This window comes from Paraburkholderia sp. Cpub6, assembly GCF_014201065.1.
Classification (GTDB): Bacteria; Pseudomonadota; Gammaproteobacteria; order Burkholderiales; family Burkholderiaceae; genus Paraburkholderia; species Paraburkholderia tuberum.
On sequence record NZ_JACHDM010000029.1, the window covers coordinates 1 to 19,157 of the forward strand.

At 64.1% G+C, this 19,157-nt stretch carries 16 protein-coding genes; 13 read left to right on the forward strand and 3 right to left on the reverse strand.

Going from position 1 to position 19,157, the window contains the following annotated elements; all coding sequences use genetic code 11:
- Positions 1-122 precede the first annotated feature (122 nt).
- The 6 genes from HDG33_RS38485 (at position 123) to HDG33_RS31150 (ending at position 6,034) form a co-directional block, all read left to right on the forward strand.
- Positions 123-299: a glycoside hydrolase family protein gene (locus HDG33_RS38485; RefSeq protein WP_409259102.1), complete on the forward strand. Its 177-nt coding sequence runs from the start codon at positions 123-125 to the stop codon at positions 297-299.
- Positions 300-372: 73 nt separating this feature from the next.
- Positions 373-876 (forward strand): lysozyme inhibitor LprI family protein, encoded by a 504-nt coding sequence (locus HDG33_RS31130; RefSeq protein WP_184038393.1) that lies wholly within the window; start codon positions 373-375, stop codon positions 874-876.
- 194 nt (positions 877-1,070) lie between these two features.
- Entirely contained in the window at positions 1,071-1,964 is an 894-nt protein-coding gene (locus HDG33_RS31135) for a LysR family transcriptional regulator (protein ID WP_184038395.1), read from the forward strand.
- A gap of 245 nt (positions 1,965-2,209) precedes the next feature.
- Positions 2,210-3,226: a hydroxymethylglutaryl-CoA lyase gene (locus HDG33_RS31140; RefSeq protein ID WP_184038396.1), complete on the forward strand. Its 1,017-nt coding sequence runs from the start codon at positions 2,210-2,212 to the stop codon at positions 3,224-3,226.
- Entirely contained in the window at positions 3,223-4,470 is a 1,248-nt protein-coding gene (locus tag HDG33_RS31145) for a CaiB/BaiF CoA-transferase family protein (RefSeq protein ID WP_184038399.1), read from the forward strand. Before HDG33_RS31140 ends, HDG33_RS31145 begins: the two co-directional genes overlap by 4 nt.
- Before the next feature lie 61 nt (positions 4,471-4,531).
- The gene (locus HDG33_RS31150) at positions 4,532-6,034 is read left to right on the forward strand and encodes an MFS transporter (protein ID WP_184038402.1); all 1,503 of its coding nucleotides are present in this window, start codon (positions 4,532-4,534) and stop codon (positions 6,032-6,034) included.
- A 20-nt stretch (positions 6,035-6,054) separates the two neighbouring features.
- Here the strand turns inward: HDG33_RS31150 and HDG33_RS31155 are convergent, their stop codons facing one another.
- Entirely contained in the window at positions 6,055-6,204 is a 150-nt protein-coding gene (locus HDG33_RS31155; protein ID WP_184038404.1) for a hypothetical protein, read from the reverse strand.
- An 877-nt stretch (positions 6,205-7,081) separates the two neighbouring features.
- Between HDG33_RS31155 and HDG33_RS31160 the strand changes: the two genes are divergently transcribed.
- The 5 genes from HDG33_RS31160 to HDG33_RS31180 all read left to right on the forward strand — a co-directional run bounded on the left by HDG33_RS31160 (position 7,082) and on the right by HDG33_RS31180 (position 14,683).
- Positions 7,082-8,077 (forward strand): helix-turn-helix domain-containing protein, encoded by a 996-nt coding sequence (locus tag HDG33_RS31160; RefSeq protein WP_184038577.1) that lies wholly within the window; start codon positions 7,082-7,084, stop codon positions 8,075-8,077.
- A gap of 90 nt (positions 8,078-8,167) precedes the next feature.
- Positions 8,168-9,769 carry a sugar phosphate nucleotidyltransferase gene (locus HDG33_RS31165; RefSeq protein ID WP_184038407.1) on the forward strand — a complete coding sequence of 534 codons (1,602 nt, stop codon included), beginning with the start codon at positions 8,168-8,170 and terminating at the stop codon, positions 9,767-9,769.
- 55 nt (positions 9,770-9,824) lie between these two features.
- Positions 9,825-11,210, forward strand: coding sequence for an undecaprenyl-phosphate glucose phosphotransferase (locus tag HDG33_RS31170; RefSeq protein WP_184038420.1), 1,386 nt, complete (start codon positions 9,825-9,827; stop codon positions 11,208-11,210).
- A 40-nt stretch (positions 11,211-11,250) separates the two neighbouring features.
- Positions 11,251-12,390 carry a polysaccharide biosynthesis/export family protein gene (locus HDG33_RS31175; RefSeq protein ID WP_184038426.1) on the forward strand — a complete coding sequence of 380 codons (1,140 nt, stop codon included), beginning with the start codon at positions 11,251-11,253 and terminating at the stop codon, positions 12,388-12,390.
- Positions 12,391-12,439: 49 nt separating this feature from the next.
- The gene (locus tag HDG33_RS31180) at positions 12,440-14,683 is read left to right on the forward strand and encodes a polysaccharide biosynthesis tyrosine autokinase (RefSeq protein ID WP_184038444.1); all 2,244 of its coding nucleotides are present in this window, start codon (positions 12,440-12,442) and stop codon (positions 14,681-14,683) included.
- Positions 14,684-14,779: 96 nt separating this feature from the next.
- Here the strand turns inward: HDG33_RS31180 and HDG33_RS31185 are convergent, their stop codons facing one another.
- The gene (locus HDG33_RS31185) at positions 14,780-16,207 is read right to left on the reverse strand and encodes a hypothetical protein (protein WP_184038448.1); all 1,428 of its coding nucleotides are present in this window, start codon (positions 16,205-16,207) and stop codon (positions 14,780-14,782) included.
- An 83-nt stretch (positions 16,208-16,290) separates the two neighbouring features.
- Complete coding sequence (locus HDG33_RS31190) at positions 16,291-16,914, reverse strand: hypothetical protein (protein WP_184038451.1); 624 nt, start codon at positions 16,912-16,914, stop codon at positions 16,291-16,293.
- A gap of 349 nt (positions 16,915-17,263) precedes the next feature.
- On the opposite strand from HDG33_RS31190, the gene HDG33_RS31195 reads away from it, so the two are divergent.
- Both HDG33_RS31195 and HDG33_RS31200 read left to right on the forward strand, forming a co-directional pair.
- On the forward strand, positions 17,264-17,653 hold the full coding sequence (locus tag HDG33_RS31195; RefSeq protein ID WP_184038454.1) for a hypothetical protein: 390 nt from the start codon (positions 17,264-17,266) through the stop codon (positions 17,651-17,653).
- Positions 17,654-18,066: 413 nt separating this feature from the next.
- The gene (locus tag HDG33_RS31200) at positions 18,067-18,777 is read left to right on the forward strand and encodes an FkbM family methyltransferase (RefSeq protein ID WP_260330644.1); all 711 of its coding nucleotides are present in this window, start codon (positions 18,067-18,069) and stop codon (positions 18,775-18,777) included.
- Positions 18,778-19,157 lie beyond the last annotated feature (380 nt).

Genomic DNA, 19,157 nt, shown 5'->3' on the forward strand with positions numbered 1-19,157 from the left:
AGACGCTCGGCTGGGACTCCCCCGAGGAAGCAATGGCTAAAGAGTTAGAGAAGGCCGGATTAGCTAAACGTTGCACTTGACTCTTGAGACTGCCCAGTATCAGTCAACACGCCAGAGAGTTTTTGAAAGGACTTGAGGCGAAAGAACGCGCCATCAATGCAAAAGTGCACGTACCGTTGTTTCAGTACGTGTACGATGCATTGGTGAGTGTTTTTTTTAATGCTGTAGCAGACCATGCTGCGGACGAATTGACGCATCGCGAAAATCAGGTGACTACCGAAATATTCCGAATTACATAAAAAAGATTTCGCTGTTCCTCGAGCTTGCGTCAACGCCGGGAAACGGAGGCTGGAGTGTTCTCTGAAGGTGTATATGATGCGTCCCACTAGAATGCTTGCTGTGCGGCTTATCATGGTTTCGATGTTTAACTTTCTTGATTCAACTGCGCTGAGCAAAACAATTTACTCGGTGCAGTTCGACTACAAAAAAGCAGCGCCATCATCGGTTTATTTTTCCGGAAAATTGCGCGAAGAAATTGACCGTCTTTGCAAGACCGGTGAGCACGCGGCAACCGCCGATATCGCTGCGTGCAGCCACAGGAATTTCGAACAAATTTACGCAGAATTGAATTCCACGATTAAATCGTTGGAAACTGAGTTGAGGAAAGGCGATGTTGATTTGAAGGTCGATAACAATCCTGTCGCATTGCCTTACTTTGAGAAAGGACAAAGGGCATGGGTCGAGTATCGCGACAACCAGTGTTACGCTGAGACCTATTCATTAGGCGAAGCGTCGGTGCGTTATATGACGTTTTGGGATTGCATGGCGCGCATAACGAAAGGGCGGATAAGCGATCTGAAGAGCACGGAAGACTAACGGAAGGCAACCGCGCCTCAAACAAGTCGCCCCGCTTTGCGGGCTTTCCATTCGAGCGTCAACGTGCTTGTTTCTGCACTGCTTTGCACGGCAAGCCGTGGTTCGAGCCGCACCGCAAGCGACAGAAATCCTCCACGGCCTTCCACGATCAACCATAATTTCCCCCACCCCCAACCCACAAATCCGCTGCGCCGATGTGGCAAATCGATCAGGTGACGCTGCGCTTATTCATCGCCGTGTGCGAGGAAGGCACGATCGCGCGCGCGGCCGAGCGTGAGTTCATCGCGCCGTCGGCGGTCAGCAAGCGGCTCGCCGATCTCGAAGCGCTCGTCGATGTCGCGTTGCTGTCGCGCAGCCAGCGCGGCGTGCGCGCCACCGCCGCCGGCGAAGCGCTGTTGCGCCACGCGCGGCTCATCATGCGCGGCCACGAACGCCTGCAGGCCGAACTCAGCGAGTACGCGGCCGGCGCGCGTGGGCATGTGCGCGTGCTCGCCAACGTGTCGTCGATGGTGGAGTTTTTGCCCGAGGCGTTGTCGGCGTTTCTGCAGGCGAATCCGGCGATTCGCGTCGACGTCGAGGAGCGCGTCAGCGCGGACATCGTGCGCGGACTGGAAGAGGGTGTGGCCGATCTGGGCATCTGCCGCGACACGGTGCCGCTCGGCAGTCTCGACACGCTGCCGTATCGCGCCGACCATCTCGCGCTGATCGTGCCGCGCGCGCATCCGCTCGCGGGCGAGACGCAGATCGGCTTCGAGCAGACGCTCGGGTTCGATCATCTGGGGCTCGCATCGAATGCGTCGGTCAATGCGCTGATGCAGCGCATCGCGCTGGAGAAGGGCAGCGAGTTGAATTACCGCACCTATGTATCGACGTTCGACGCCGCCTATCGCTTCATCCAGGCGGGTCTCGCGGTCGCGATCCTGCCGCGCGAGGCGCTGCCGCGCCATGCGGCCGACGAGTACGGCATCGTCGCCGTGCCGTTGCGCGAGGCTTGGGCCGCGCGGCGCTTCGTGATCTGCATGCGGGATCGCGCGGCGTTGACGCTGGCGGCCGCGCGATTGCTCGAGCATCTGCTGAGCGCCAGATAAGACGGGCGACACGCCTCGTCACCCACGCCTTCGCCACCTCCCCAGACAAACCCCTAGGCATTTCACCCAGGCGAGCGCCAAAGCCCGCCCCATCGGCCTGAGCGGCCATCGCGAGCGGCGATGGTGTGCTTCGTCAAAGCAGACTTTGCCGCGCGTCGTCACGCGGGCACGCTGTGACCCAGTCAGCGCATCACTTCCATCCAACGGGCCTCTGAAGCCCGCGTCCACGACCAGGATTCCAACCAATGAATGAAACCCGCGAGCGCGTCGTCGTGACCGAGGTCGGTCTGCGCGACGGTCTGCAAAGCATTGCCCGCATCATGTCCACCGACGACAAGCGGCGCTGGATCGACGCCGCCTACGCGGCCGGCGTGCGCAACATGGAGGTCGCGTCGTTCGTGCCGGCGAAGCTGCTGCCGCAAATGGCGGACGCCGCCGACGTAGTCGCCCACGCCCGTAGCTACGACGATCTCAGCGTGAGCGCGCTCGTGCCGAACCTGAAGGGCGCGCAGCACGCGCTCGAGGCAGGCGTAGAGCGCATCGTCGCGCCCATTTCGGTGAGCGCCGCGCATAGCGCCGCGAACGTGCGCAAGACGCCCGCCGAGATGATCGACTCGTTCGCCGCGATGCGCGAGCTGATCGATGGCGCGCCCCCGCCAGGTGGGCGCCGCGTCGAGTTGATCGCCGGTTTGTCGACGGTGTTCGGCTGCACGCTGCAGGGCGCCGTGCCGTACGCGGATATCGCCGCGATCGCGCGCGCCGCGGTGCAGGCCGGCGCCGACGTGATCGCGCTCGGCGATACGACCGGCGAAGCGACGCCGCGTCAGGTCGGCGAGGTCATCGAGCTGGTGCGCGACGTCGCGGGCGACAGGCTGCGCTCGCTGCATTTCCACGACACGCGCGGCCTCGGGCTCGCCAACACGCTGGTCGCGCTGCAGCACGGGATCCGCGAGTTCGATGCGTCGCTGGCCGGTCTCGGCGGCTGTCCGCATGCGCCGGGCGCAACCGGCAACGTCAATACCGAAGACCTCGTGTTCATGCTCCACAGCATGGGCTACGACACCGGTATCGACATCGCGCGGCTACTCGCATCGCGCGCGGTGCTGGCGCAAGCGCTGCCGGGCGAGCCGCTGTACGGCTATCTCGCGCGAGCGGGACTACCGAAACAGTTCGCGCACGCGCAAGCGGTCGCGCGCGACTTCGCCAGCTACGCCGAATCTTTGCGTCGTCCCCATTCTTCCGTTCCGCAGGTGCCGCAATGACTCCGCTTTCCTCCGCTACTTCAGCTTCGTCGTCGACGTCTTCGCCGCAGCCGGGTACCTTGCCGCTCGCGGGCATCCGCGTGATCGAGTTGTCGCATATGGTGATGGGTCCGACCTGCGGCATGATTCTCGGCGACCTCGGCGCCGAAGTGATCAAGGTCGAGCCGCCGCGCGGCGACAGCACGCGCCGGCTGCTCGGCACCGGCGCGGGCTTTTTCCGCACCTTCAATCGCAACAAGAAGAGCGTCGCGCTCGATCTCGACAGTGAAGCCGGTCTCGCCGCGCTGAAGCAACTCGTCGATAGCGCCGACGTCTTCGTCGAAAACTTCAAGCCCGGCCGCATGGCGAGTCTCGGCCTCGATTACGCGACGCTGCGCGAGCGCAATCCCAGGCTGATTTACGTGTCCCACAAGGGCTTTCTCAATGGTCCGTACGAACATCGTCTGGCACTCGACGAAGTCGTGCAGATGATGGCGGGCCTCGCGTACATGACCGGTCCGGTGGGCCGTCCGCTACGCGCGGGCAGCTCGGTCAACGACATCATGGGAGGCATGTTCGGCGCGATCGGCGTGCTGGCGGCGCTGCACGAACGGCACGCGAGCGGCCGCGGCAAGGAGGTGCAGAGCGCGCTGTTCGAGAACTGCGTGCTGCTCTCGGCGCAGCACATGCAGCAGTTCGCGGCGACCGGCGTGGCCGCCGCGCCGATGCCCGAACGCATCAGCGCCTGGGCCGTCTACGATGTGTTTACGCTCGCGCACGGCGAGCAGATGTTCATCGCCGCGACCGGCGACGCGCAGTGGCGCGCGCTGTGCGCGATTCTCGAACGCGACGATCTGCTCGCCGATGCGCGCCTCGCGACCAACAACGACCGCGTGCTCGCGCGCGGCTGGCTGCTGCAGACGCTCGGCGAAAGCCTGAGCCGTCTCGACGGCGCGACGCTCGTGCCGCTGTTCGAGCGCAATCACATTCCGTTCGCGTCGATCACGAAGCCCGAGGAGTTGTTCGACGATCCGCACCTGAACGCGAGCGGCGGCCTGGTGCCGCTGACGCTCGACGACGGCAGCGAAACCGCGATGCCGTTGCTGCCGATTTCGCTCGACGGTGCGCGTCTCGGGCCGCGTCGGCCGATCGCGAAGATCGGCGAGCACACCGTCGAGGTGCTGCGCGAACTCGGGTTCGACGACGCGCGGATCGCGGAGCTCGGCGGTGGCGTGCAATCGCGGGCGCCGCGCGCGGCTGCGTGAGCGTCGTGCCGCGCTTGACCCGCTGCAGCGGGCAATAGACCAATAATTCTGGAGACAGACGATGAAATCGTCGAATCAGGCCATGTACTCAACGGCGCTCGGCGATGCCGGCGCGCTCGACGGCTCACCCACGGACGCGGGCGCAGATGCAGCAGGCCCGGACCGCGCCGGCGCGATCGCGCTCGACGGCGCGCGCATTTCCGCGCGGCTCGACCGGCTACCCGCGACCCGCACGATCTGGCAGCTCGTGATGCTGCTGAGCTTCGGCATGTTCTTCGAACTCTACGACCTGATGTACTCCGGCTATATCGCGCCGGGACTCGTGCACAGCGGCCTGCTGACGGCCACGACGCGCGGCCTGTTCGGCACGAGCGGCGTCGCGAGTTTCATCGCCGCGCTGTTCGCGGGCCTGTTCATCGGCACGGCTGCGTGCGGCTTTCTCGCCGACCGCTTCGGCCGGCGCGCGATCTTCACCTGGTCGCTGCTGTGGTACACGGCGGCCAACGTCGTGATGGCGTTCCAGCACACGGCGCTCGGATTGAACTGCTGGCGCTTTATCGCGGGAATCGGCATCGGCGTCGAGATCGTCACGATCGGCACATATATTTCCGAACTCGTGCCGAAGCACATTCGCGGGCGCGCTTCGGCGTGCTCGCAGGCGGTCGGCTTCTGCGCGGTGCCGATCGTCGCGTTCCTGTCGTATCTGCTGGTGCCGCAACGCCTGTTCGGTCTCGATGGCTGGCGTGTGGTCGTGCTGATCGGCGCGCTCGGCGCGATCGTGGTGTGGTGGATTCGCCGCGGCTTGCCGGAGAGCCCGCGCTGGCTCGCGCAAAAAGGCCGCCTCGACGAAGCCGACGCGGTGATGACGCGTCTCGAAGCACGCGTCGCGCGCGAGTATCGGCGCCAATGCGGCCTGCCGTTGCCCGAGCCCGCGCTGCCCGAACCGGTGCGCGCGCGGGCCGCGTTTCGTGATCTGCTGGTGCCGCCGTATCGCAGGCGCACGCTGATGCTGATCATCTTTCACGTGTTCCAGACGATGGGCTACTACGGCTTCGCGAACTGGATTCCGACGCTGCTGATGAAGCAGGGCATCACGGTGACGACGAGTCTGATGTACGCGAGCATCATCGCGATCGCGGCGCCGCTCGGGCCGTTGCTGGGGCTGCTGATCGCCGATCGCTTCGAGCGCAAGACCGTCATCGTCTGCATGGCGGCGATCAACGTCGTGTGCGGACTCGCGTTCAGCCAGGCGCGCGAGACGGTGCTGCTCGTGAGCCTCGGCGTGTGCCTCGTGCTCGCGGGCAACATCATTTCATACAGCTATCACGCGTACCAGGCCGAACTGTTTCCGACCGGCATCCGCGCGCGCGCGGTCGGCTTCGTCTACTCGTGGAGCCGGATTTCGGCGATGTTCTCGGCGTTCGTGATCGCCGCCTGCCTCGGTCGCTTCGGCGTGAACGGCGTGTTCGTGTTCATCTCGGGGGCAATGGCGATCGTCATGGTCGCGATCGGTACGCTGGGACCGAAGACGCGCGATGTCGCGCTCGAGGATCTTTCGAAGTAGCTAGGGCCTGTGAACAGGCCCTATGAGTCCTGGCGAGTCTCGTCGTTGCTCGACAGCCGGTCCGATACGTTGCCGAGCAGCAGCGCGAGCAGCACCACGCCGATCGTTGCGAACAGGAACCCGCCGATCATCGTGGCAAGTATCAGCGTGATCCATGAAATGCCGTTCATGTGTGCGGTTCCAGCGCGTTTGTCGGGGGCATCGTAACCCCGTTCAGAACCACTTTTATGTGCGCTTGCCCGCCGTAAACCTGTCAGGCGACGCCAAACTATCGTCGCGTCGTGCCATTACGCGGCGCGTTTTGCACGGGTGTCACAGTCGTTGCGTAGGGATGGCGGACTTCGTTCGCTGTCCCCAACCCCCTTGCGGAAACCTCGTAGTCCATTTCCGCAATCGGTTGGCGGAAATGCACCCGCTCGCACCCGACTTATTCCGCCATTGGCCCATCTATTGCGGGGGCGCTAAAGTCGTCCGATATCCGTGTTTCAGGTTTGAAACGTTGATCGCCACGTTTATATTCCCGTCATTAGTAAAAATGAATTAAATAATCTTTTCTGGCGCGTTGAGTGCTTACATTGGACGGCGGAAGGGTCGGTTGCGCGGCGCTTGCGCGGATCGTCAGGGGAAGTTGTCGATGCAGCCGGACCCGCCTGGTAGGGCGGGGGGTGTTTCACTCATCGATAGCCAATTCCGGCAAAAAATCTCTTTTAAAATGCCGCCTCGGCGGGTACATAAGGCGGGACACGCCGTTTTTCGAGTAGCCGCGCAGTGTGCGCTGGCGTACGCATTCATTTTTTAAATTGCATTAAGATTTGCGAGTGCATATTGAACCATATGCGGTTAGACGATTAATCCATTGAAAAGACGGTCGTTTCGGTATTGTGCCGAATTGCACTGGCCGATCACGTATTCATAGTGCCAATATGTCTGCACTTTCGGACATGACGGCAGAGCGCCGGAGGCCGTCGCTATGATGCACTGCGCGGAGTTCGCATTGTGCGTGATCGTAAAAGGTGTAGTAGATCGTTTTCTGTCGAGAGGATGACTATGACCTGCGCGAGTCTGGAGTCTGCAATGCTGCGCTGGGTGCATGCTCCGAACAAGGGCGTGCGTCGTGTCGCGATTCTGTTGTTCAACGACTGCTCGCTGCAAGGGGCGGGCGTGATCGCCGAGGTGTTCCAGGCTGCCAACGAACTCGCCACTTCCGGTTCGGGCGCGTGGCTGTACGACGTGTCGTTCTTGTCCGCCGGCGGCGGCATGGTGATTTCGTCGTCGGGTTTGCGCGTCTGGACCGACGGACTCGACGCGCGCCATTACGGCGGCTTCGACGCGCTCTATGTGGCGGGCGGCAAGGGCGCGGCGTCGGCGGCGCGCGATGAGCGTCTGCTTGGTTGGCTGCGGCGCGTGCGTCGCAACACCGCGATGATCCGGCCGATCGCCGAAGGGCGCGCGGTGCTCGACGCGGCGGCCCTGCCCGAGGACAAGGACGGGAGCGACCCGCACCAGCCGGCCTTGGCCAGAAATGGCGCGGGCTCGGCGGAGCAGGGCGTCGTCGACCTTAACGACCGGCTGGAATCGATGCGCAGCGCGCTCGCGATGATCAAGCGCGATCTGGGCAACGCGACCGCGCGCTCGGCTGCCGAGCGGCTGCTGTCCGACTCGTGCACGAACCTCGCGCCGCTGCTCGGCGAGGACGGCGGCATGAGTCCCGGCGACAAGGTTCGCGCGGCGGCGCGCTGGCTGCAGGAAAACTGCCAGCAATCAATTTCGATTGCGGATGCCGCGCAGTTCGCGGCGATGAGCGAGCGCAACTTTCTGCGCCGCTTCAAGATGGAAATGGGTATCACGCCGTCGAGTTTCCTGTTGCACGAGCGCCTCGCGGTGACGTGCAGCCTGTTGATCGAATCGGAATTGCCGGTCGACAAGATCGCCCGGCGCACCGGGATGGGCAACGGCGACCGGCTCGCGAAAGTGTTTCGCAAGCGGATGAGGATTTCGCCGACCGAGTTCAGGATTCAAAGCCGCCGTATGGCAGGCGAGTAGCACCGACGGAGCCAGCCCGGTAACCGCGCGTGACAGGCGGGGACTGGTCCGTTGTTCGTCGTACCTTGCAGATCGAAAAGGATTCCCGATATGTTGACGCAGGCAGGTGTGAGCGCCCGATCCGTCGAGCCGAACGGCGCAAGCGCCGGGGTTGCTGGCGCGCGCTGCGCGCACATCGTCCCGGTCATTCTCGCGGGCGGCTCGGGCACGCGGCTTTGGCCGGTGTCGCGCGAAAACTTTCCGAAGCAGCTGATCGACGTGGTCGGCTCCGACTCGCTGCTGCAGGCGACCGCGCGGCGGCTCGAGGGCTTCCCGGCGGGCTGGAGCGTCGACGCTTCGCCGATCGTCGTGTGCGGCGAGGAGCATCGCTTCGTGATCGCCGAACAGTTGCATGAAAACGGCGTCGACGCGCGTCTGATCGTCGAGCCCGCGCGCCGCGACACGGCGCCCGCGCTGACGCTCGCGGCATCGCTCGCGTGCGCGGCCGGCGACGACGCGATCCTGATCGTGATGCCGGCCGACCACGCGATCGCGGACGTGCCTGCCCTGCAGCGCGCGCTAGCGTGCGCGGCGCACCATGCGAGCGAGGGCGCGATTGCGACGCTCGGTGTGCCGCCGACGCGTCCCGACACCGGCTTCGGCTATATCCGGATCGGCGCGGCATTGGCCGCTGGCGGCCACGCGATCGCCGGTTTCGTCGAGAAGCCCGCCGAGGAAATCGCGAGGCAATACCTGGCGGCCGGCACCTACTGGTGGAATAGCGGCATCTTCATCGTGCGTGCGCGCGTGTGGCTCGACACGCTCGCGGCGCTGCGGCCCGACATGCATGCGCCGTGCGCAACCGCGTTCGCGAGCGGCAAGCAGGACGGCGACGTATTCCGGCCATCGCACGACGCGTTCCTCGACGTGCCCGCCGATTCGATCGACTACGCGGTGATGGAGCGTTTGACCGAACCGGCGCCGGCGCAAGACGACAGCGCGAGCAACGTCGAAGCGCAAGGCGCGGCACAGACTGACATGCAAGCTCAAAGTCGAGCCGCGGTCATTCCGCCCGGCGTCGTGATCCCGCTCGAAGCCGGCTGGTCCGACCTCGGCTCATGGGACGCGGTATGGGCGGCGATGGAGAAGGACCCGAACGGCAACGCCGGGCGCGGCCGCGTGGCGTTCGAAGGCGCGGTGTCCTGCTATGCGCATTCGGAAGGGCGGCTCGTCGCGTGCGTCGGCACCGCGAACGTCGTCGTGGTCGAGACCGCCGACGCGGTGCTCGTGGTGGATCGCTCGCATGTGCAGGACGTCAAGGGGCTCGTGTCGCGCATCAAGGCGCAGCACGCGCCGGAGGCCGACGCGCATCGCAAGGTGCGGCGCCCGTGGGGCTTCTACGACTCGATCGATCGCGGCGAGCGCTTCCAGGTCAAGCGCATCGTCGTGACGCCCGGCGCAAAGCTGTCGCTGCAACTCCATCATCATCGCGCTGAGCATTGGGTGGTCGTGCGCGGCACCGCGCTCGTCACGCGCGGCGAAGAGCAGTTCCTGCTCAGCGAAAACGAATCGACCTACATTCCGCTCGGCACGCGTCACCGGCTCGAAAACCCCGGCAGGGTGCCGCTCGAAATCATCGAAATCCAGTCGGGTACCTATCTCGGCGAAGACGACATCGTGAGGTTTGACGACAACTACGGCCGCTGCCCGTAGGACGCCCATGCACGCCCCTTTTTGCGTACAGGAACGGCAGAACGAGGTAAGTAAAATGCGCAAGTTTCAGGATCTGCTCGCGCGGATTTTCGATGTCGCTCTGGTATTGGCGGGTGCGACCGTGGCGTCGCGGATCCGCTTCGATTATCTCGGCCAGTCGGGTTTCTACTGGGCGCTGGTGATGTTTTCGGCTGCGTTCGCGCTCGCGATCTTCCCCGCGTTCGGCGTCTACGAATCATGGCGCGGCCGCTCGAAGCTCGGGCTCGCCGGTCAGGTGTCGCTCGCGTGGCTGATCGTGCAGGCCTGCGCGCTCGTGCTGATGTACTCGCTGCATCGCATCGATATCGTGTCGCGGCTGTGGTTCTCGTACTGGACCGCGACGACGGGTGGCCTGCTGATCGCGAATCGGGTGATCGCGCACGCGGTGCTCGCGCGGGCGCGCGGCGCGGGCATGAACCTGCATCAGGTGGCGATCGTCGGCAGCGGTTCGCAGTGCGATGCGCTCCTGCACCGCATCGAGTCGGCGCCGACCGCGGGCTTTCGCGCGACCGCCGTCTACAACACGCGCCCGGACGACTCCGGCGTGACGAATCCGCGCGTGCCGGTGTTCGATCGCGTGGATCTGCTGGCCGACTACATCCGCACCAACGACGTGCACGAGCTATGGCTGATGCTGTCGCTGTCCGAGGAGCCGCTGATCTGCGCGCTGATCGACGAGTTCCGCGACGACCTCGTGAATATCCGCTTCATGCCGGACGTGCGCAGCCATGCGCTGTTCGAAGGCAGTGGCGTGGTCGATCTGCTCGGCGTGCCGGCGATCAATCTGGTCGCCTCGCCGCTGTCGGCCAACGCGATGCTGAAAAAGGAAGTCTTCGACCGGCTGTTCGCCGCGGCCGCGATCGTTGCCCTCGCGCCGCTGCTGCTTGGCATCGCGATCGCGGTCAAGCTGTCCTCGCGCGGACCGGTGCTGTTCAAACAGAAGCGCAAGGGCGCGGACGGCCGAGTGTTCACGATCTACAAGTTCCGCTCGATGCGCGTGCATACCGAAGCGAAGGGCACTTTGAGCCAGGCGACGCGCAACGACAAGCGCGTGACGAAAGTGGGCGCGTTTCTGCGCCGCACGAGCCTCGACGAGCTGCCGCAATTTTTCAACGTGTTGCGTGGCGACATGTCGGTCGTAGGACCGCGTCCCCATGCGCTCGAGCACGACGACCTCTATCAGAAGGTGGTCGCGGGCTATATCAATCGCTACCGGATCAAACCGGGAATCACGGGCTGGGCGCAAATCAACGGCTTCCGTGGCGAAACCGACCGCATCGAGAAGATGGAGCGTCGCGTCGAACATGACCTGTACTACCTGGGTCACTGGTCGTTCGCACTCGACATGCGGATCATCGGCGCGACGATTGTCGCCGGACTGGTGCATCGAAACGCTTACTAGAAAGTCGATAACAACGCCTCGGGGCGAAGGAGTAAAGATCATGAGCTCACTTGGTTTTCGCACAGGAAGTCTTGTGGTTTTCGCAAGCGCAGCATTGCTTTCCGGATGTCAGATCGTACCGGGACAACGGATGGTCACGCCGGCCGCGATTCAGGACACGGGTGGCGAATTCAGTACCGAAGCCTCGCAGCAGAAGCAGATTCCGATCACCGATATCAATCTGGAACTGCTGAAGAAGCTGAATGCCGACCAGACTGCCTCGGTGTTGCCGCCGACGACGACGGGTCTGTTCGGCAAGCCAGCCATGTACAGGGTCGGCCCCGGCGACGTGCTGCAGATCGTCGTGTGGGATCACCCGGAACTCGCGGCCGCGCTGGGACAGCCGCCGACGACCTCGCGCCCTTCCGATGCAAGTCCGGGCTTCCTGATCGACGAGAACGGCGACATCCAGTTTCCGTACGCGGGCAACCTGCACGTCGCCGGCAAGGACGTCGCGACGATCCAGCGCGAACTGCATTCGCGGCTGAGCAAGGTCTATCAGAAGCCCGAGGTGACGGTGCGCGTCGCGTCGTTCCGTAACGCGACGGTGTATATCGACGGCGAAGTGCGCACACCGGGCACGCAATCGATCAACGACATTCCGATGTCGCTGACGAACGCGATCGGCCTGAGCGGCGGCTTCAACGCGACCGCGGATCGCAGCCGGGTCGATCTGATCCGCGACGGCAAGACCTATAGGCTGAACATCGACGACCTCATCAAGCACGGCCGCAATCCGTCGGATATCTATCTGCAGCCGGGCGATACGGTGCGCGTGAACGCGCGCGAAGACAGCGGCGTCTACGTGATGGGCGAAGTCAACAAGCCGGCCACGGTGCTGCCGTTGCGCAACGGCTCGCTGACGCTGTCGCAGGCGATCTCCGACGGCGGCAGCTTCGACTCGAATACGGCCTCGGGGCAGCAGCTGTTCGTGATCCGCAATTCGACCAGCGACTCGCCGCAGATCTATCACCTCGATGCGACCTCGCCGGTGGCGATGCTGCTCGCGAACCAGTTCGAGCTGCAGCCGAAGGACATCGTGTACGTCGGTCAGGGCGGTCTGGTTCGCTTCAACCGTGTGTTGAACCTGCTGTTGCCCGCGATCAACGCGGCGGTGACGGGAGTCGTCGTGTCGAAGTGACGCATGCGTGACGCGATATCTGAACCGGCAGGCCTTGTTGGGTGAAAACATGGCAATCAATTACGAAAACCGTTACGCCGGCGTGTATGAACCGGGGCAGTTGCATCTGTCGGACTACGTGCGCACGATCGTGCGCGGTTGGCGCACGATCCTCACCGTGACGCTGATCGCGCTCGCGCTCGGTTGCGCGTACGCGTTCCTCACGCCGCCGGTCTATCGTTCGGACGTGCTGTTTCACGTCCAGGACAGGACGGCGAACGCGGTGAACGTCAATGCGAACGGCCGGGACGCGGCGGCGCCGCTTCCCGGCGCGTACGATTCGAAGCCGTCGACCGCGGCGCAGATCGAGCTTTTGAAGTCGCGTCTCGTCACCGAGGAAGCGGTCCGCGCGCTGCACCTCGACATTACGGCGAAGCCGCGTTATCTGCCGGTGATCGGCAGCAAGATCGCCGGACTCGTGAACGGGCACTGGTGGTTCCGGCTGCCGTCGTTCGTCAACCTGCGCGGGTTCGCGTGGGGCAACGAGAGCATCGCGGTGTCGCGCTTCGACACGTCGAAGGACTTGTATGGCGAGACCTTCACGCTGGTCGCGGGCGCCGGCAACACCTTCATGCTGCGCGATCCTCACGGCAGCGCGATCCTGTCGGGGCGCGTCGGCGAGACCGTGCAAACCGATACCGCGGTCGGCCCGGTCACGCTGCACGTCGACACACTGGTCGGCGCGCCCGGCTCGCGTTTCGAGCTGACGCGCGCGTCGACGCTCGGCACGGTAGAGCGTCTGGCGAAGACGATGGTCGTGCAGGAAACGGCGGAGGACTCCGGCGTGATCCGCGTGAGTCTCGAAGGCGCCGATCCGGCGCTGACCGCGGCGATCGTCAACAACGTGGCGCGCCAGTTCGTGCGGCAGGATCTCGCGAGCCGATCGACCGAATCCGACCACACGCTCGCGTATCTCGAACAGCAACTGCCCGACGCGCGCAAGGCGCTCGACGACGCGGAAGAGCGCTACGGCAAGTTCCGCAATACACATGGCGCCGTCGATCTCGGTGAAGAAAGCAAGCTGCTGCTGCAGCAGATCGTCGACAACAAGACGAAGCTGCTCGATCTGCAGCAGCAGCGCGCGGAGCTGTTGCAGCGTTTTACGCCGAATCATCCGATGGTCGCCGCGCTCGATGCGCAGATCGCCGCGTTGCAGGGCGCGCAGAGCACGATGAACCACAGCGTCTCGACGATGCCCGACACCGAGCAGACCGCGCTGCGTCTGCAGCGCGACGTGCACGTGAACACCGATCTGTACACGAACCTGCTCAACAGCGTGCAGCGACTGCGGGTCGCGCAGGCGGGGCAGGTGGGCGGCGTGCGCGTGGTGGACTTCGCCGAAACGCCCGACGATCCGGTGTGGCCGAAGCGCATGCTGGTGATCCTGATCTCGCTCGGCGGCGGCCTCGCGCTCGGCTTGCTGCTGGTCTTCTTGCGGCGCGCGATGCGCGGCGGCGTGGAGCGCCCGGACGAACTCGAGGGGATGCTCGGCGTGCCGGTATTCGCGGTGGTGCCGCGCAGCCAGACGCAATTGCGCCTGCAGGAAAAGGTGTCGCTGCGCCAGCGCGGGCAGCATGTGCTGGCGCAACAGGCGCCCGAAGATATCGCGGTGGAAGGGGTGCGCAATCTGCGCACCTCGCTGCAGCTGTCGCTCGATCATGCGGCCAACAACGTCGTGATGATCACCGGCTCGCGGCCCGATGCGGGCAAGTCGTTCCTGTCGGTGAATCTGGCGACGCTGGTCGCGTCGGCGAACAAGCGCGTGCTGATCATCGACGCCGATATGCGACGCGGCGACGTGCATTCGCATTTCGGCGTCAGCCATCGGCCGGGACTGTCCGACGTGCTGTGCGGCGGCGATCTCAACGCGATGATCCAGCGCGACGTGCTGCCCAACCTCGACGTGCTCGCGAAAGGCACGCTGCCTTCGCACCCGGCCGAGCTGCTGATGAGCAAACGCTTCGAAGCGATGCTCGAGGTGTTGAAGCCGCAATACGACGTCGTGATCATCGACACGCCGCCGGTGCTCGCCGTGACCGACTCGACGCTGATCGGCAAATACGCGGCGACGACGCTGCTCGTCGTGCGGCATGGGCGTCAACCGCTGCATGAGATCATCGAAACCACCAAACGCCTGCGTAACGGTGGCGTCGGTCTGCGCGGCGTGCTGCTCACCGACGTGCCGCAGGAAGCGGCGTTTCTCGGCTCAGGGTATCAGGGCGGCTATTACGGCTACGACAGCATCGCCGGCTGACACTGCTGCCCGCGCGCGCGTCTTTCGGGGCGCCGCGCGGGCGGGCGTGATCGACTGCACGCCCGTGCCGCCGTCCCGCGAGATACCTCGCAATCCTTAGTGGTGACGCAGCAGATCGCGCAATGCGCGCGACTCTTCCGCCGTCGGCTGCATGGTCTGCCACGCCGACTCGTGCGACGCGAGCGCGACGAGCCGTTGCGCGGCCTTGCTGCTCGAATCGATCCGCAACGCCTCGTTGGCGTTGTGCGACGCGCACTCCCAATGTCCCACGTTGCTGCAGCCGCGCGCGAGGCTCAGCAACGCGTCGCGTTGCTGCTCCAGCGTGCTCACCTGGGCGCGCATGCTGCGCGCGTCGCGATTGTCGGGCTGCGCGGTGATTACGGCGGCGAGGCGTGCTCTGGTCGCCGCCAGATTGCCTCGTTGCAGATAGCCGTGCGCGGCTTTCAGATTGCGCTCGGCGTCGGCGCGCTGTTTGTCGGCTTGCGTGAGCGGGGCGGCCATCGTGTCGGTGTTGGTGTTGGTGCTGGTCGACGCGAGCGCCGTGCCACGCGGCGTGGGCGCGGAGATGGCCGCGCTCGATGTCTTCGTTGACGCTACGGCGCGCGCGGTCGTGACAACGGGCGGTGTCGGTCGCGCTGCGGTCGGCGTGGTCGCAACGACGGGCGTTGACGGTCGCGCTGGGACGGGCGCGGTCGCCACGACGGGTGGAGCCGATCGCGCCACGGCAGGCGCGGTCGCAACGACGGGCGGTGACGATGGCGCGACGGTCGGTGCGGTCGCCACAATGGGCGGGCTCGATCGCGCTACGGCGGGCGCGGTCGCAACGACCTGCGTTGACGATGGCGCGACGGTCGGCGCGGTCGCCACGACGGGCGGTGACGATCGCGCTACGGTGGACGCGGTCGCCACGACGGGCGGTGCCGGTGGCGCGACGGGGGACGCGTGCACTTTCGCCGGTTGCTGCCGCGCGGCGACAACGGGACGCGGCGGTTGCGCGACGATCGACGCCGGCTTCGGCGCCGCGGCAACCGACGGCGCCGCATTCTGCGCAACGTTCTGTGCAGGGGCTTGGCCAGGGTTGTCCGGGCGCACCGTGCCGAAGACCGTGACCGGCGTGTCGACGCTCGCATCGTCGTCGTTGAGTAGAACGAAGCCGACGTACACGACGCCGAGCGCCGCGAGCGCGGCTGCGGCAAGCGCGAGCGGATGCCGCCGTCGACGCCCGCCTGGCTCGAACGTCGCTTCGTCGAGCAGATCGTAGGGGCTCATCTTCGTTTGCGCGGAGCGTCGCGAGGAACGGTCCGCGGGCAAGCTCGCGGCCGCTGGCAGCGGTTCGAGTTGCGTGCGCGATGCGCTCAGCGCCCGGGATCGCGCGGAGCGCTCGCCGGGCTTGTCGTCCGTATCGAACGAATCGATCGGCAGCGCATGGCATGCGGGACACGGCGAAAAGCGGCCCGGCAGCGGCACGCCGCAGTATGCGCAGTGATGGAAAAACGGCTGGTCGGAGGTCGTGTCGCGCGGCATGGCCGTGTCGCTCCACTGGCGCCGAAGGGCGGCGCCATCAAAAAGAATGAATGCAACGACGCCCGCAAGCGGCGTCGGCCGGACTACTGGACGACGTAACCGCGCGCCTGCATGCACGCGCCGTAGGCGGCCCAATAGCGGGTCATCGGCGGCTCGGGCGCGGGTAGCGGCGGCAGCTTCACGTTCGACGCCGCGTTGGCCTGCAGCGAAGCGGCCGCCCCATCCGACGCGCCGGGTGCCGCGTTCTCGCTCGCGCCCGGTGCCGCCGCCGATGCGTTCGACGGTGCATTCGCCGCCGCGGTGGCTGGCGCGCCTGGCGCGCTGGCGCCGGCCGCGGCTTCGTTCACCGGTTTCGCCGACGATGCGCCGCCAGGCGCTTGCGCGCCAGCCAACGGCGCGCTCGCGGCTTCGGGCGCGCTCGCGCTCCACGGCAGCGGCGTGGCTGAGAAGGAACTAGGCGGAAGCGGCGGCTTCGACGGTACGCCGGTCGACGCACCTTTGGCCGCGGGCGGCTGACGCGGCGGAATCTGCGACTCGTGGGCCATGTTGACCCCGGTCACGCGGTTCGCCTCGGCGTAGCACATCGCGTTGTCGATGCTGCGCTCGTAAGGGCTCTGACTTCGGATCGGATAGGTGACAGGCCGCCACGCGAACGCGGCAGTGCTCGTCACCAACAGCGTCAGTACGGTATATGTTCTAAATGCCATCGCAGTCACTCCCGCAGCGATGTCTCGCCTTTTTGTGTTTGATTTCGTGTCGTGCTTTCGTTCTGTGCTCGTTGCGCGTCGTGTTCGAGCTCGTTCTCATGCCTGGCGCTCGTGCTTCTGTCGCGGCCTGCCGATAGGCCGTGGCGTTGCGGTGCTTGCGCCACGGCTCCCCGGAACGGGCACGTCGCGAATGCCGCTTTAACGAGCGTAGCACCGCGGTTTGGCCACGCGATGCATCGGATAGCGCGCGAAAACGCCATCGTGCAGTGCAATCAGGACACAATCGGCGAGGCGGCGTTGAAGATCGGGACAATCCCTGGTCGCCACGAAGGATCGTCAGGAGTCGAAGATGAAAAACCTATCGTATCGCTATCGGCCGCTTTGCGCAGCGTTCTGTCTGTCGGTGCTGTCGCTCGCCGCGCCGCTCGCGAGCGGTGCGAGCGACGCCAACCTGAGCGCGGAGACGGCGGGCGAGCGCGCAAGCTTCGCGCAGGCGTTTTGCGACGTGTCGCCCGAGCGGATCGGCGCCTATAAGGAGCGGCTCCGAAAGGTCCTGACCGGTGCGACCGATTTCGATCAGCACTGGGACACGGGCTGGCACCGCGCCGACATCACCAATAGCCAGATGAACGCACTGCGCGAGCGAGATCCGAAGGAATTCGCGGCGCGCATCAAGGTCAATTGCGAACGGCTCAAGTGGATGGCGGGTAATGCGTTGCACCGGCCTGCGCAGAAGTGAAGTGAAACGAGCGCGCTGTCGGGCGACCGAAACTGGCGGATCGTGGCCTGATGCAGAAGGCTTCGCCGGGCTGAATCTCGCGCGGCTGTATTCCGCGACATGCGAACCGACTGGAACCGGGAGCTTTTTGCATCACTCGACGGTTTCGGCCAAAAATACACATTATTATGACTTTCGCTTAATGTTCGGCTAACCGTCGAGTAGTCTGCAGATGTAACTGTCAACGACTTTTCGAGCATGTAACTAATTCGCGAATATCGTTTTGTCCGTACTACGGCACATTTGCAGCGGTAATGAGGCCTGCTATGCGAATATTAGCTAACGTAATGCCGGACCGACCTTCTGCTCGGCAAGCTTCCAGGTCAAACGCTGTTTGACCTATTGCCGTTATCGTTTCGAAGTGGGGAGCGATTATGTTGAACCCGAAGACGTTCGGACACTTCCTTTGGCTCGTCCGCAAGACGTGGATAACACGCGGGCCGCGTTTGTACTACTCGCAGTTTGGAGAGGACGCGGTGTTGCGCGAGATAATCAGTCCCCGGTGCAATAAGGGTGTTTATGTCGACGTTGGTGCATACCACCCTGTCAAGTTCTCGAACACACATGCGCTTTACAAGCGTGGTTGGCGCGGCATCAACATAGACATGGATCCAGTGAAAATTGAAACGTTTTCTCTTGCGCGGTCTGGTGATGTCAATGTATGTGCGGCCGTCTCGAACGAGAAACAGCTCAAGGAAGTCTATAATTTTTCAAATTATGGGTTGACTTCGACCATAGATCCCATAGTGGCTGCGGCCGAAGTCCAGAAGCCTATCTCTGTCCGGACCGTTGAAACCACCACATTGAACGACGTTCTCGAGCACACCCCGTACGCCGGCCAGGAAATCGATCTGCTTTCCATCGACGTGGAAGGTCACGATTACGAAGTCTTGCGATCGATTGATATCAGCAGGTATAAACCAAAGATCATCATTGTGGAGTCGACGCTGACTTCGATAAGGGAAGTAATAGATTCCGCCATATTTCGCTATCTGGAGGAGCGCAATTACCGACTTGTCAGTTGGACATATTTGTCGCTGATCTTCAGAGTGGAAAGATCTCAAATCTTTCGAACTCAGTTATAGCGCTACGGTTCTGCAAGTATCGTCCTTGCAGCTGCTATCAATTTCACAATCCCACTATCAACGGCCGCTGCAACGGTCCAGATATACCTGGACCGACTGGTGCCTCAGCCGTGAAGCACATTCACGAGCCGCCTCGACTTGCCTGAAGGCTGACTATCGTAACGGCCCGCGCTTATGGGGATTTCCCTGGGTTTGACGTTTCGAGCGGGCGCGCCGCTCCGAAGTCGCTGCCTCGTCATGGCTCGCCTCTTTCTTCACGAAGGGCCGAATCTCGACGCAACACGTCGGTAAATTATTGTTTTCTTAGAGAAAATGCCGAACGGCAGACGTTCCGCACGGGGCGGGGTTCAAGCCCGAGCGAATCACGTTTCAGGGTCAGA